Annotated in this window: 17 protein-coding genes; 1 reads left to right on the forward strand and 16 read right to left on the reverse strand. The window is 52.2% G+C overall.

All coding sequences use genetic code 11. The annotated features are described in order from the left end of the window. Window positions 1–15: 15 nt before the first annotated feature. The 4 genes from B9Y59_RS13015 to B9Y59_RS13030 all read right to left on the reverse strand — a co-directional run bounded on the left by B9Y59_RS13015 (window position 16) and on the right by B9Y59_RS13030 (window position 3,969). Entirely contained in the window at window positions 16–279 is a 264-nt protein-coding gene (locus B9Y59_RS13015) for a hypothetical protein (RefSeq protein WP_085533975.1), read from the reverse strand. Next, window positions 276–1,685 (reverse strand): argininosuccinate lyase, encoded by a 1,410-nt coding sequence (gene argH, locus B9Y59_RS13020; protein WP_085533977.1) that lies wholly within the window; start codon window positions 1,683–1,685, stop codon window positions 276–278. The genes B9Y59_RS13015 and argH overlap by 4 nt, the downstream gene beginning before the upstream one ends. Window positions 1,686–1,936: 251 nt before the next feature. Continuing rightward, window positions 1,937–3,187 carry an argininosuccinate synthase gene (locus B9Y59_RS13025; protein WP_085533979.1) on the reverse strand — a complete coding sequence of 417 codons (1,251 nt, stop codon included), beginning with the start codon at window positions 3,185–3,187 and terminating at the stop codon, window positions 1,937–1,939. A 170-nt stretch (window positions 3,188–3,357) separates the two neighbouring features. After that, a complete protein-coding gene (locus B9Y59_RS13030; RefSeq protein ID WP_085533981.1) occupies window positions 3,358–3,969 on the reverse strand; it encodes a hypothetical protein in 612 nt (203 codons plus the stop codon). 170 nt (window positions 3,970–4,139) lie between these two features. Between B9Y59_RS13030 and B9Y59_RS13035 the strand changes: the two genes are divergently transcribed. Continuing rightward, complete coding sequence (locus B9Y59_RS13035; protein WP_085533983.1) at window positions 4,140–4,649, forward strand: flavin reductase family protein; 510 nt, start codon at window positions 4,140–4,142, stop codon at window positions 4,647–4,649. A gap of 190 nt (window positions 4,650–4,839) precedes the next feature. Here B9Y59_RS13035 and hflX read toward each other — a convergent pair whose 3' ends face one another. From hflX to B9Y59_RS13095, 12 genes are all read right to left on the reverse strand, one after another. After that, window positions 4,840–6,099 (reverse strand): GTPase HflX, encoded by a 1,260-nt coding sequence (hflX, locus tag B9Y59_RS13040; protein WP_054323202.1) that lies wholly within the window; start codon window positions 6,097–6,099, stop codon window positions 4,840–4,842. 62 nt (window positions 6,100–6,161) lie between these two features. After that, the gene (locus tag B9Y59_RS13045) at window positions 6,162–6,626 is read right to left on the reverse strand and encodes a hypothetical protein (protein WP_085533985.1); all 465 of its coding nucleotides are present in this window, start codon (window positions 6,624–6,626) and stop codon (window positions 6,162–6,164) included. Between the two features lie 9 nt (window positions 6,627–6,635). Further along, the gene (locus tag B9Y59_RS13050; protein WP_085533987.1) at window positions 6,636–7,214 is read right to left on the reverse strand and encodes a DUF2313 domain-containing protein; all 579 of its coding nucleotides are present in this window, start codon (window positions 7,212–7,214) and stop codon (window positions 6,636–6,638) included. After that, entirely contained in the window at window positions 7,211–8,278 is a 1,068-nt protein-coding gene (locus B9Y59_RS13055; RefSeq protein ID WP_085533989.1) for a baseplate J/gp47 family protein, read from the reverse strand. Before B9Y59_RS13055 ends, B9Y59_RS13050 begins: the two co-directional genes overlap by 4 nt. Then, window positions 8,265–8,615: a hypothetical protein gene (locus B9Y59_RS13060; RefSeq protein WP_085533991.1), complete on the reverse strand. Its 351-nt coding sequence runs from the start codon at window positions 8,613–8,615 to the stop codon at window positions 8,265–8,267. Before B9Y59_RS13060 ends, B9Y59_RS13055 begins: the two co-directional genes overlap by 14 nt. Beyond that, complete coding sequence (locus tag B9Y59_RS13065) at window positions 8,616–8,891, reverse strand: hypothetical protein (protein ID WP_242967320.1); 276 nt, start codon at window positions 8,889–8,891, stop codon at window positions 8,616–8,618. Then, window positions 8,888–9,856 carry a hypothetical protein gene (locus B9Y59_RS13070; RefSeq protein WP_085533995.1) on the reverse strand — a complete coding sequence of 323 codons (969 nt, stop codon included), beginning with the start codon at window positions 9,854–9,856 and terminating at the stop codon, window positions 8,888–8,890. Before B9Y59_RS13070 ends, B9Y59_RS13065 begins: the two co-directional genes overlap by 4 nt. Further along, window positions 9,853–10,383, reverse strand: coding sequence for a LysM peptidoglycan-binding domain-containing protein (locus B9Y59_RS13075; protein WP_054323209.1), 531 nt, complete (start codon window positions 10,381–10,383; stop codon window positions 9,853–9,855). Before B9Y59_RS13075 ends, B9Y59_RS13070 begins: the two co-directional genes overlap by 4 nt. Before the next feature lie 94 nt (window positions 10,384–10,477). Next, the gene (locus B9Y59_RS13080; RefSeq protein WP_085533997.1) at window positions 10,478–10,783 is read right to left on the reverse strand and encodes a hypothetical protein; all 306 of its coding nucleotides are present in this window, start codon (window positions 10,781–10,783) and stop codon (window positions 10,478–10,480) included. A 12-nt stretch (window positions 10,784–10,795) separates the two neighbouring features. Then, complete coding sequence (locus B9Y59_RS13085; protein WP_242967321.1) at window positions 10,796–11,155, reverse strand: hypothetical protein; 360 nt, start codon at window positions 11,153–11,155, stop codon at window positions 10,796–10,798. Continuing rightward, complete coding sequence (locus B9Y59_RS13090) at window positions 11,152–12,171, reverse strand: phage major capsid protein (protein ID WP_085534000.1); 1,020 nt, start codon at window positions 12,169–12,171, stop codon at window positions 11,152–11,154. Before B9Y59_RS13090 ends, B9Y59_RS13085 begins: the two co-directional genes overlap by 4 nt. 25 nt (window positions 12,172–12,196) lie before the next feature. Next, the gene (locus B9Y59_RS13095) at window positions 12,197–12,541 is read right to left on the reverse strand and encodes a hypothetical protein (protein WP_085534002.1); all 345 of its coding nucleotides are present in this window, start codon (window positions 12,539–12,541) and stop codon (window positions 12,197–12,199) included. Window positions 12,542–12,552 lie beyond the last annotated feature (11 nt).

Here is a 12,552-nt window from a genome sequence, read left to right on the forward strand (position 1 = left end):
TGTCCAAAATGAACCTTACTTTTTTTCTTTACCGGTACCGGCATCCTCCTTTGGTTTTGAAGGAACGCCGCCTTTTTTTACAAATCGGGCCATGCGGATCTTATAAACCGCTTCGTCTATGATCACACCCACACAGAGGCCTCCCACCGGCCCCATCACATATTGCTGTATGTATGCGCCCACAACAAACCCCAAGAAAATGCAGACGATCATCCAGAAATAACCCTTTTTCGGTTCGACCGGCTGTAAGCGCTTGGCCGCTTTCTCCACTTTGCTCACACTGTTTCGCCCCCTCCATCATAGGGCCATACCGCCTTCTGCATCAGGGCTAACACCCTCTGGGCCTCTCTTTCCACATTTTCCGGCGCCGGCCCACCCGGCACTTTACGGCCATTCACACAGGTGTCCAGGGAGATCGCCTGGTAAACATCCTCTCCAAATCGTTCGTGGAACTGCTGGTAGTCCTCCAAGGGCAGGGTCTCCAAGGTCAAGTCGCAATCGATACAGTGCGCCACAATCGCACCGGTCGCCTTGTAGGCATCGCGGAACGGCAGTCCCTTGCCCACCAAATAGTCCGCGCAATCGGTTGCGTTGATAAATCCTTTCGCCGCTGCCTTGCGCATATTTTCGGGAAGCACCTTCATTGTATCCACCATCGGTACAAAAGCCGTCAGGCACATATGCAGGGTATCGACTGCATCAAATACAGCCTCCTTATCCTCCTGCATATCCTTATTGTATGCCAAAGGCAAACTCTTCATCATGCTCAACAGCGTGGTCAGATCGCCGATGGCGCGCCCCGCCTTCCCGCGGACCAACTCCGCAATATCCGGATTCTTTTTCTGAGGCATGATGCTGGACCCAGTGGAAAAAGCGTCATCCAGCTCAATAAACTTAAATTCCCAAGAACACCACAGAATAATCTCCTCCGAAAAGCGGGAGAGGTGTACCATTGCAATGGCGATGGCCGCCGCAATCTCCATGCAGAAATCGCGGTCAGACACGCCGTCGAGACTGTTGTGAGAATAGCCGTCGAATCCGAGCAGACGCGCACTCATCGCACGATTGAGCGGATAAGTGGTGCCAGCCAACGCGCCCGAGCCGAGAGGACAGATGTTCATCCGCTGGACTGCATCCTTAAGCCGCCCCAGGTCGCGCTGGAACATCTCCACGTATGCCATCAGATGATGCCCAAAGGTGATGGGCTGTGCACGCTGCAAATGGGTATACCCTGGCATCACTGCCCCTTTATATTGCAATGCCTTATTACACAATACTTCGATCAATTCCTTCATCTGTGCATAGAGCACCCCACACTGTTTGCGCAAATAGAGCCGGTCGTCCAGCGCCACCTGGTCGTTCCGGCTGCGGGCAGTGTGCAGCCGCTTCCCGGCGTCTCCCAACCGCGCCGTCAGTTCCGCTTCTACAAAGGTGTGGATGTCCTCTGCCTCCGGATCGATCTCCAACGTTCCAGATTCCAGATCCGCCAAGATCCCCTCAAGGCCCGCACAAATCCGCTCCGATTCCTTTTGGTCAATGACGCCGCACGCCCCCAACATGGTTGCATGGGCAATGCTTCCTTCGATGTCTTCCTTTGCCATACGGCTGTCAAACCGAATGGAAGAGTTAAAGTCGTTTGTTTTTTTATCGAGTTCCTTGTGGAACCGTCCTGTCCAAAGTTTCATATTCTGCACTCCCAACTGATTGATGGGCGCATCGCGCCACAGTATATTCTATTATAGCACGCCCGATCCCGACAGAACAGCCGCTCCCCCGCCAAAACCGGCCATGTCAACCGCCGCCCTCTGGCGCTTTGAAACGGAACACATCGAAATCCGCATCAAATGTAGGAGGCCAGAATTTCTGTCCCATTTTCTGGCAGAAATTCTGGCGCTCTCTTCTGAATTCCACGCGACGAATCGCTAAAATCCGCCGCTTATTTTTCCACAGGCCAGTTTTTCTTCGCCATGGCGCGCACTTTGATCGGCAGCCCGAACAAATTGATGAATCCTGCGGAATCGGCCTGATCGTAAACCTCGTCCTCATCAAAGGTTGCCATATCCGAATTGTACAGGCTGTACGGAGAGGTTACGCCTGCGTCGATAATGTTGCCCTTGTAGAGCTTGAGCTTTACTTCACCAGTCACGGTTTGCTGGGTGCTGTCTACAAAAGCGGAGAGCGCTTCCCGCAATGGGGTGAACCACTCGCCATCATACACCAGCTCTGCAAACTTATTGGCGACGCTCTGCTTGTAATGATAGGTCGCCTTATCCAGGCAGATTTCTTCCAACTTATTGTGCGCATGATACAGGATTGCTCCGCCGGGGGTTTCATACACACCGCGGGACTTCATGCCCACAAGACGGTTTTCTACGATGTCTGCGATGCCGATGCCGTTCGCACCGCCTACCTCATTGAGCTTTGCAACAAGGTCAACCGCACAGAGCTTCTGGCCATCGAGTGCGACCGGGATACCCTTTTCAAAGGTCAGAGTGATGTACGTCGGCTTGTCGGGCGCTTGTTCCGGGGAAACCCCCAGCTCCAAGAACCCTTCCTTATTGTACTGCGGCTCATTTGCCGGGTCCTCGAGATCGAGGCCCTCATGGGAAAGATGCCACAGATTTTTATCCTTCGAATAATTGGTCTCACGGGTGATCTTCAGCGGGATATTATGCGCTTCCGCATATTCGATCTCATCCTCGCGGGACTTCAAATCCCAAATTCTCCACGGCGCAATGATCTTCATCTCCGGCGCAAATGCCTTAATCGCCAGTTCAAAACGCACCTGGTCATTGCCTTTGCCCGTACAGCCATGGCAAATGGCATCTGCGCCCTCTGCCTGTGCAATCTCCACAAGGCGTTTGGCAATGATGGGACGCGCAAAGGAAGTCCCCAGAAGGTATTTATTTTCATACACCGCTCCCGCCTTGACTGTCGGGAAGATATAGTCTTCGACAAACTGTTTTTTCAAGTCTGCAATATACAACTTGGAAGCCCCGGTCTTCTTGGCTTTTTCCTCCAATCCTTCCAACTCACTGCCCTGGCCCACGTCGGCAGAAACAGCAATTACCTCGCAGTTATTGTAGTTTTCCTTCAACCACGGGATGATGATCGAAGTATCCAAGCCGCCGGAATACGCCAGAACGACCTTTTTAATATTGGTATTATCTATCGCTTGCTTTGCCATTTTCATAGCCCCCATTTCTTCGTTGTGTTTTATTATACACCGTTTATGCAAAAAATCAAGCGTTTAATGTATAAATATTCACGTTATCTGTATTTCATAAATTCCAATTACCAAGCTTTCATTCTCTTGTGAAAGTGCACAAGGTCGTCGCCGGATTCCAATTTATCTTCCTATACAGAAATAGAGAAAGCCGAAGGCCCCTCTGTAATCTCTGGAACGGGTTCCAGTTCATCCGTCCCTTCGTTAAAACAATCGGGTCTATCCACAGCCCATCGCACTTCTCCTGCTTCCGCACCGTCGCAAACCAATAGAAGGCGATTTCTTCCTTTGGGAAGTGTCCAACCCACTTCGTCCCGTGCGTCTTCTGCATCCACTTCAGCCAATGGAAATACAGAACCCTCCTCCGACACGAAAACGAGTTTCATGCGCCCTTTTTGTAACTTTAATTCATAGGTGATGCGGCACAATTCTTCATCTTCTGTATTCACAACAAAACATTGTTGTTTTCCATGGAACTTTGCAAAACGAATCTCCACCGCACTTTTCTTGGAATCGGAACAATTTTGTACCATGAACTCCTCAGCGTAGAGATTTTCCGACTCATCTGCAATCTTTTCGTCGTCATCATACACGCCTTTTCCGGCATCGCCACTCTGATACAAACCGGCATACGAGCCGGAAAAGCCCCGAGGCAGATCCGAAAATCCGCCGGTAAGCGGCACAAGTCCGCATCCTGTACACAAAATACACAGCAATAGGGCGGCAGCGATCCATCGTTTCATCCTCAAACACTTCCTTTCTGGCCTATTATAGCACTATTTTCCCGAAAAGCAATTGTACGAACCACTCGGCTTTCCTCTGGAAAGGGCATTTCCTTCCACAATTCGCCGCCTGCCTCTTGCATGTTATGGTATAATAAGGATAATTTGAAAATGATGTGGAGGCGTTTACAATGAACGGTTTCAAACAAGTAGAAATTCAGGACCTACAGTTCAATCCTTTTACCTTGATTGATAAAGAATGGATGCTGATTACCGCAGGCAACGAGCAGAAATGCAACACCATGACCGCCAGTTGGGGAGGCTTGGGGGAACTTTGGAAGCACTATGTGTCCTTTATCTTCGTACGTCCACAGCGTTACACCTTGGAATTCATTGAGAAAGAAGACTATTACTCTCTTTGTTTCTTTGATGAATCCTATCGTAAAGCGCTGTCCTTCTGCGGCAGCCATTCCGGCCGTGACTACGACAAATGTAAGGAGACCGGCCTGACCCCGCTATTCGATGAAGCCGCCCCCTATTTTGCAGAGGCGAAGATGGTTTTGATCTGCAGGAAGCTTCATAAGCAGCCAATCGACCCAGCCGGCTTTATCGATGCAACCATCGATGCAACGTGTTATCCAGAAAAAGATTATCATGAAATGTTTGTAGGCAGCATCGAGAAGGTCTTGGTCAAAGCATAATCCCCTATAAAAGCGTCACCTCCTATAACAATAAACGCCCTGCATCGCAGCTAGCAGCCGGATGCAGGGCGTTTTATTCGACTTTTATGTGGCGCTTGCCAATATACGCTGGACCCTCTCTTAAGCAATACCCTTTTACCAATCCCCTTTGCCAGTCTGCCGCATGCTAGGCTGGCAAAGGGGATTTTTATTATACCTCAGGAAAAATAACATATTCCTGAACCAAGTGGAGCAACGTTGGGTCAACCTGTGCCGTGAGTTTTAATCCGTTCTCTGTATACTCCTCCTCCAGCACACTCCCATCTTTCCGCAGCCTTGCCGCAAGCCCGCTCTGTGCAAAAGGAAGCAACAATTCCACCCTTGTGGTTTTCACTGGAAGATTCTCTTCAATGCTTTCCAAAAGAGCGTCCAATCCTCGGCCTGTCTTGGCGCTGATCCGTACAGCATTGCCGATCATCGGAAGCTCATGCAGCGTCGGAACCAAATCGCACTTGTTCAAAACAGGGATGATTGGCCTTCCTCCGCAGCCCAGTTCCGCCAACAAAGAACGCGTTACTTCCAAATGAATCTGCGCTTCACTACTGGAAGCATCACACACGTTGAGGATAATATCCGCTGTGGCCGCCTGTTCCAATGTCGAATGGAAGGCCTCGATCAGGTGATGAGGAAGCCTCCGAACCAATCCAACGGTGTCAATCAGCATGACAGTCTTTCCACAGGGCAGCTTTAACGCGCGGGCGGTCGGATCAAGCGTAGCAAACAGCATATCCTTTGCTAATACTCCTGCCTGCGTTAAGGCATTCATCAAGGTACTTTTCCCTGCATTTGTATACCCAACCAACGCCACCGTGATTACGCCATCTTTCTGACGGCGGCGATGCATTTGCCCACGGCGTTTCTCTACCTCTTCCAACTGCTCCTTGAGTTTGGAAATCCGCCTGCGGATATGGCGGCGGTCCGTCTCCAACTTTGTTTCGCCCGGGCCACGCGTACCGATGCCGCCGCCCAATCGGGAAAGCGTGGTTCCTTTTCCTCCCAAGCGTGGTAGCATGTATTTCAACTGTGCAAGTTCCACTTGCAGCTTTCCCTCGCTGCTTTTCGCCCGCGAAGCAAAAATATCGAGAATCAACATAGTACGGTCAATTGTCCGCACGCCGCTGATGGATTCAATATTCCGTATCTGGGTTGGAGATAGCTCGCAATCGAACACCAGCAGATCGATCTCGTACGTTTTGCAAAACGATGCGATCTCCTCCATCATCCCGGAACCAACGCAAGTGGCCGTGTCGGGGGAGGGCCTTTTTTGTGTCATTGCCCCGCATGGTTCCGCTCCAGCACTGCGCACCAACTCATACAATTCCGCCAAAGATGCCTCTACATCGTATTCCCCCGTATCAACCGCTGCCAAAAGTGCGCGTTCCGGCTGCTTGACATTTTCAATCCGCTCCAAAGGTACCTCCCCCTTTCTTGTCTTATCTTACAATATTGGATAAAAGCTTGTCAAATCAGCGCTTATCGAAACAGAAAATATCCATAGCCGCCGCCTGCCTGATTCAGATTGTTCGCCATGCTATTCGCTGCAGGCGATCCTTGCGCTTGTTGTACGGTCAGTGTTGTCCCAGACAGCGCAGCCCCCTGTGAACTTCCTTCTTCTGTCACAAAGGCAAAGTTTACCCGATAATACCCTGAACGATACTCGGTAGGCGGCGTATCCATCTGAAAAACCAGTGCCGCTTTTGGCGCAAACGGCAGTGTGATGTTACGGCTTGCCGCTCCATTTCCGTTGTAGCTTCCCACTTCTGTCCCATTTCCAAGCAACAGGCGATCCTCTGCGGACAAATGCGCCTGTGTATCTCCAAAATGTTCTGTCAGTAGGGTATCCAGCGTCTCATTATCCGCAACAAAATCACTGCGCGCCGGTTTATCTGTTCCCTGCCACCGATTTAACCCAAGGCTTGTCTTTTGTTCCGTCGGCATAAATCCTCCTTATATCTCAAACAGCGCTTCCCCAATGAGATCCAACTGATCCCATGTACAACCTTTTGCATCCCATTCGTCAAAGGTCTGCGCCGCACGGTCAATAGTATTCCAGGAAAGCTCCCGGAAATCCAACAGCACCTTCAAATGTGCGGGTAAAAAACGTTGGATATAGGCCACCGCATCGGCTCGTTCTTCCGGATCATTCAATCCAGTGCAGGAAAAACAGAGCTCTTGTCCCACTGGGTCCTCTAGAATCGTGGCTTCCACCCCGATGGATTGGAACAGCTCTAAGAAAGCGCTTCGGGTGTTCGAAGTATTTTGTACCGCGCTACATTGCAGCAATACCTCCCGCCGCTCTTCTAAGGACCCATGCGCTTTCAACCCGAAGAGCGCTTCCCAACGCAAGAGTCCTGTTTCGCTAGCCGTACCGATAAAACTGTCCTGTTTACAAACCTCGAGCCGTTCATACAAAGTATCCAGCGCCGCACAGTAGGCCAACAGTTCCTGGTCTACCAATGTTTTCCCATTTAGAGTATACAGGCCTGTAGAACGCAGAGCGGAGGCCATCGTGTCCCGCGCCGTCATGAATCTGTCTCCTGAACTTGAATGCTCTGTAAGACCGCCAGTTGGTTTGCCTTCACCGGGCGGTCAACCGCCGCGCTTCCTGTTAAAACGCAATTCTCCACAGTACCTGTGGCAAATATCTCGGCATATAGCGCGGCTGTGCGAACAGGCTCGCCCACGCCCAGTCCTGCAAAATATTTTTGTACAGCGCTTTCCACCTGACTGGAGACCATTTCAAAGGAAAAGCCTGCCCGTGGCGCTACGTTTACTGTCACCGGACAGGCCACTGCTTCCGCCGCGGCCACCGTGACCAACACGTTGATCTCCCGCAATGCTTGAAGTGATTGCTGTACCCGTTGAATCGTATCGCTGTCTGCCGGAGCCCCATTTGCCCCCAAATAAATGCCAACGGTCCCCAAACCCTTTACCTTCGGAATTACATTTGCGGAAAAGACTCCCTCATCCTTGAGGGCCTGCTCCCGATAGAACGCCGCGTTTGTTCCATTGGAAAGGGCCGTATAGCTTTGCGTCAGGCGAGATCGCAGGGACTCGTCGCCCTCCTCATCCATTCCACCTGTAAACGCTTTTGTATTGGTCACCTGTTCAATGCCAGGAGGAACCGTAACCAATGTTGTGACCGCGCCTACCGCCGCATTTCCGTGTTTTCCCGGTTTCTCCGCCTTTGCTGGAACGGTCACCGATGTGTCGCCGACCGCCAGTATCGCCTCTTCTGTGGTTACGTAGCGTTCTCCATCCTCCCCCGGTACTGCGCACACGGTCCCTTTGTCGATCACGGCTCGATACCAGAGCGGTTTTGCACGGGAAAACAGCAAGACTCCCGAGGCCGCCTGTGCTGCACGGCGTTTGATTCCACGCTCCTGCGCGCGCAGATCCAGCAATTCCCCCTGTGCGGTCTGAGCAAAAAGTTGTTGTTCCAGCCAGTTCATGGAAGCCGTCAGAGAATAAATTTCCCCCGCTAACACTCGCAAGCGGATACCGATGTCGGATGCCTCATCCGCCGGGTATCCTGCCAATTCTGCAAACTTCTCCTGCATACGGCTTAAGATCTCTTCATATGTCTCCATCACAGATCACCTCGACTTCCGCTCCGCCATCCTCCCAGACGAGTTGTATCTGCACCACCATGGGTACAGTACTACTGCATGAAACCCCTTTCACCTGCACCTGCGGCATCTCCCGCAGGGCTTCCTGCGCCATGGCAAGTGCGTTGGCTTCCTTGTCCACGGTATCCGGCCGCAGGGTATGTATTCGGCTTCCCAGCTCCGGTTGATAGGCAAACACTCCCTGGGGGACTCGTAAACGAATGGTTGCACGCTGCAAAAGTTCCTCTTGTCCGGAAACCCTCCTTGGAAATCCCGTAGGTCCCAATAAAAAATCTCCATTTGCAAGGGCCGTATCCATTCATTCTCCCCCCTCAGCAGCGAATACTTGGCCGTTGATGACCACCTCTCCGGTATTTTTCAGGTAGATTCTCGCCCCTCCTTGGGAGAACAGCAAGAGCTCTCCCGGTTCCAAATCAATCTCCTCCATCATAGCGCCTGTGCAGACCATGCCCTCCGTGCTGTTTACCAGTACCGCCCTTGCGGTAGCTGGCGGCTGATAGGCGATCCCCCACGGTGCTACAAAAGCAAAATCCCGATATTCCCCACTTCCCTGTGCGGTAGAACTCCCCGTCATTTGAGCCACCTCAACCGTTGGAGCCGGCTTTGTACGTCCGGCCATTTTTTCTGAAAGCCACATCCGTTCTCCTCCCTTCTCCGCAATGTGATATAACAACGTTCTCCGCTGCTGTCGAGCTGATAATCCCATGCCGCAATGTAGAGATTTTCCCCATAAGGCGTCTGCGCCGGACTGCCCAATGGGGGACACATCTCCCCCGGGTAGCAAACCTGTATGGAAAATGCGTTTCGACGCGCTTTCTGCAACAATTCTTGCGCGTGCTCGGCATCCGAACCGTTTAAATAGCGTTTGCGCTGTACGCCGCGAGCCACCGCCTCCGATTCCCGCAACACTGCATCGTATTGGGCTGTATCTCCCGTGCGCATCTGCAACTCCGAAATCCGGTTCACATCTTTCCAGGTTACCTTCCATTCCATTGCCTCCCGATGAGCCAAAAAATCCACTTCCTCCTGCGGGCTTTGGCCAGAAGCATCCAGAACCGTCCCCCGAACGACTAACTCCGTTTTTAAAAAGTTCTTACAGAATCCCGCCAATACCTGCCATTCGCTCATTCCCTTTTCCACAGTGAAAGCGCCTCCAAACACCTCATCCCGTCCAATATACCCGGTAAAGCCGTACGGGACGGCATGACGCTCAAACAGCAGTTTTAGAGATGGCATGTAATAGATCTGTGGCTGTGCTTCATTATCGAGCAGCAATCCGGCGCGGCTTCTGGCAGAAAGTTCCGCTGTCGCCCCGGAACGGTTCTCCAAAAGTACCTGCTCATCCACCATTCCCTCAAAAATGACCCGGCCGTTTTCACTAGTACATTGGATGCCACAGAGATTCCCAATGTCTTCCCACGCGGGAAACCGTGCTTCCAAACTGTCTGCGGGAGCATCTTCATCGCTGCGCAGCCGTAACCGTACCGGCCTGGGAAGGCGAAGGAGTGTGCCATCCGGTTTCCATCCCACACAATTCATGGCAGCTGTACCTCCATCCCCTCCGGCAGGCGGTTTGGCCATTGTATTTGCGGATTGCATTGCCGCAATCGATCTACTGTGGTTGAAAATCGGTTGGCCACATGCCACAAGGTGTCCCCCTCGACACAAAGGTAGCTTTCCGGCCTTAAAATCCCATCATCCTCTACCGCCTCTTCGTCCTCCAAGAAGAGGAACCGGTATACAACCGCATTGGGACGCGCTTCACCAAGCATTTGCAGGGACACAAAAACGGCCCGGAATGGCGCCACTTCCGGTATACACAGAACCTGGCTTGCCCCCTCACGAAATACTGCCGCCAGCCGCTCAAAGGTGGCGGCGGCCCCCTTTCCCAGGAAGCTTCCCTTGCCACTGACAGTGCGTCTTTGGCAGCCAATGTCCTGCAGAGCCTCGCCCACATGTGGAAGGGTCAAACGCTTGACGTTCCGTTCGTATGTAACCTGTAGTGTCTCTGGATTCCTATCCCATACGAATTCGCCAAAACGCATCGCCCGCCCTTCCAGACTCATGACTGGCCCTCCTTAAATTCCTGGGGATAACGCCGCACGTCACGTTCCAATTGTTCGGATAGTTTGTCCAACAGTTCGTGGTTTTCCTCCGGATTCATACATCCACCTCCGTACAAAACGCCGTTTCCTTTTCCCTGCATAACACAGCCCATACATAGAGGCTTTCGCCTGCAAAGGATTCCAACCCTGTGCGAGTCGCCCGGAAGACTTCCGTGTCCGTTTGGATAAGATCGCCTATTAGGAGTTTCCGATCCAGTGTTCCCGTGTAAAGATAACACTGTGGCGCCTCGCCGCTCTGTTTCCGCAGGGGACGGATGACTGCCCAGGCCTCCTGTCCACCCACGGTGACCTTCTGTCCATATGTTGTTAGCAGGTATTGTACCAATTTTTTTCTAGTCATCGTTCAGGCCCCCTATACCTGCTGGAACAGAAATGCTGTGTCGCATAGATATGGCGCCGCAGCGGCCTCCGATTCCCTCCAGAGTTTCCGAGCTGTCTCCACATCCATTGCGCTCTTGTCCACTCGAACATCTCCGACTGTGAAGGCATTCTCTGCCCCTGCCGCAGCCCGCAATAGTACCCAACGGTAGAAAGCCAATGCCGCAGCAGCGCTGCACAGCGCCATATCACCTGTCATTCCGACGTTTGGCTTTGCAATGCCCAACACCTGTGCCCTAGCATTTTCACACAGAGGGCGGTACTGCCCGGCCTGCCGTTCGTCAAGCCCTGTCAACATGGCGAATTGCTCCAAAATTGCCTGTGTCTCCATCATTCCTGTTCCTGGTAGCAGAGCGTTTTCACCGCTCCATCGAAAATTTTGGCGAACCCTGCGATCGTACTGATCGCCGCACGCTCCAACTGGCGGTCGATCAGCTTGTCATAATCGGTTGTCACACCGCCTGCTTGGACCATTTCCAGTGCGCAGGTCTTGTCCAGACCAATCACGCCTTTTGCTGTCAAAGATGGTACATGTAGAAGCGTCGCCCCCAACGGCGTGACCATCTTACCCGTTCCTTGAAAGTTCAATCCGGCCTGTGCATCGCACATTTCGCTGAGGGCCAAAATCTGTTGCATGGTCGCAGTGGAGGCCATCATGGTGTTGAGTTGATACGGTGCCAGGCCACCCCAGAGGGATACCAGCCCCGTATAGTCCACTTCATCCCCCGCCGTTCCAATATTTGTTGCAGCACCGCTGTCTTCATCGCCATTCACCAACACATCGATGGCGTCGTTCAGTTGCGCCCGCGCAATATAAGCCCCAATCTGCCGAAGCGTTACGGTAAACAGATCCAACTTTTGAAACCGGAGTGCCTCATAGGACGCCACCAACAATCTTCCCCGCTTATGGAGATGCACCAAATGGTCCTTCGTCGTAACCGTCGTTTGTGGAATCGCCGCTCCTTCCGCCACCGGCTTCAAGGCTTTATCCTCATCCGATGGCTCGGAGGTCAAGGTTCGGTAGTCCATGCCGGTGATATTTGTCACAGTAGCCACCACATTTGGCAATACGTCTGCCTGTTCCATCCCCTGACGTACTGCGCGGGTGACATATTCCGGGAAAAGCGCCGCAGAGTCACTCGTCTGAAAAAATTTCTCTACCGGATCAGAGCCGGGCCCGCTAACGTGGATCTGGAAGCGCTTTAGCTGTCTCTGATAGGCATCCAACCCTTCTAAAGGCGTCCCACGATAATTTTCCGAGGAGTCCAGTTCCTCTAGAGTCTGTGTGAAACTCTTTCCCGGAGCGCTGTACATACCCTTTTCCAATTTCAGCGTTTCATAAAAAGCCATCAATACAATCCTCCTTTTCTCCGGCTTACGCCAGTACCAAGCCGCAGGTTCCTTCCGGCTCATCCACATCTGTAATTAACAGCAGGCGCCCAGTGGTTTCTACCTGTACCTTTCCTGTCCCATCCGCGTTGACCGTCTGGTATCCCACCGTGGGTTTTGTACCGGCATAGGAAACCTTTATGTATCCCGTCATCTGTACTGCTGCATAGCCGTTGTGCACAGACAGTACCAGGCCGCAGAATTTGTCCTTGGCCGCACATGGTGCCACCGTGCCATTGGCGCTGATTTTCACCGGCATCCCAGATTTTACTTCGCCGGAAACGGCAAACGTTGCCACATTTTCCCAAAATCCATTCAAAGAAATATCCATACAAATTCCTC

The organism is Anaeromassilibacillus sp. Marseille-P3371, from assembly GCF_900169665.1.
In the GTDB taxonomy this organism is placed as follows: domain Bacteria; phylum Bacillota; class Clostridia; order Oscillospirales; family Acutalibacteraceae; genus Anaeromassilibacillus.

What these genes read in the sequence shown, in the direction of transcription:
- B9Y59_RS13065 (WP_242967320.1), bottom strand. Translation starts at nt 8,891, where the DNA reads ATGACGGGGAGTTCTACCGCACAGGGAAGTGGGGAATATCGGGATTTT.
- B9Y59_RS13095 (WP_085534002.1), bottom strand. Translation starts at nt 12,541, where the DNA reads ATGGATATTTCTTTGAATGGATTTTGGGAAAATGTGGCAACGTTTGCC.
- B9Y59_RS13090 (WP_085534000.1), bottom strand. Translation starts at nt 12,171, where the DNA reads ATGGCTTTTTATGAAACGCTGAAATTGGAAAAGGGTATGTACAGCGCT.
- B9Y59_RS13080 (WP_085533997.1), bottom strand. Translation starts at nt 10,783, where the DNA reads ATGACTAGAAAAAAATTGGTACAATACCTGCTAACAACATATGGACAG.
- B9Y59_RS13070 (WP_085533995.1), bottom strand. Translation starts at nt 9,856, where the DNA reads ATGAATTGTGTGGGATGGAAACCGGATGGCACACTCCTTCGCCTTCCC.
- B9Y59_RS13025 (WP_085533979.1), bottom strand. Translation starts at nt 3,187, where the DNA reads ATGGCAAAGCAAGCGATAGATAATACCAATATTAAAAAGGTCGTTCTG.
- B9Y59_RS13055 (WP_085533989.1), bottom strand. Translation starts at nt 8,278, where the DNA reads ATGGAGACATATGAAGAGATCTTAAGCCGTATGCAGGAGAAGTTTGCA.
- argH (WP_085533977.1), bottom strand. Translation starts at nt 1,685, where the DNA reads ATGAAACTTTGGACAGGACGGTTCCACAAGGAACTCGATAAAAAAACA.
- B9Y59_RS13030 (WP_085533981.1), bottom strand. Translation starts at nt 3,969, where the DNA reads ATGAAACGATGGATCGCTGCCGCCCTATTGCTGTGTATTTTGTGTACA.
- B9Y59_RS13075 (WP_054323209.1), bottom strand. Translation starts at nt 10,383, where the DNA reads ATGAGTCTGGAAGGGCGGGCGATGCGTTTTGGCGAATTCGTATGGGAT.
- B9Y59_RS13050 (WP_085533987.1), bottom strand. Translation starts at nt 7,214, where the DNA reads ATGACGGCGCGGGACACGATGGCCTCCGCTCTGCGTTCTACAGGCCTG.
- B9Y59_RS13060 (WP_085533991.1), bottom strand. Translation starts at nt 8,615, where the DNA reads ATGGATACGGCCCTTGCAAATGGAGATTTTTTATTGGGACCTACGGGA.
- B9Y59_RS13085 (WP_242967321.1), bottom strand. Translation starts at nt 11,155, where the DNA reads ATGATGGAGACACAGGCAATTTTGGAGCAATTCGCCATGTTGACAGGG.
- B9Y59_RS13045 (WP_085533985.1), bottom strand. Translation starts at nt 6,626, where the DNA reads ATGCCGACGGAACAAAAGACAAGCCTTGGGTTAAATCGGTGGCAGGGA.
- B9Y59_RS13035 (WP_085533983.1), top strand. Translation starts at nt 4,140, where the DNA reads ATGAACGGTTTCAAACAAGTAGAAATTCAGGACCTACAGTTCAATCCT.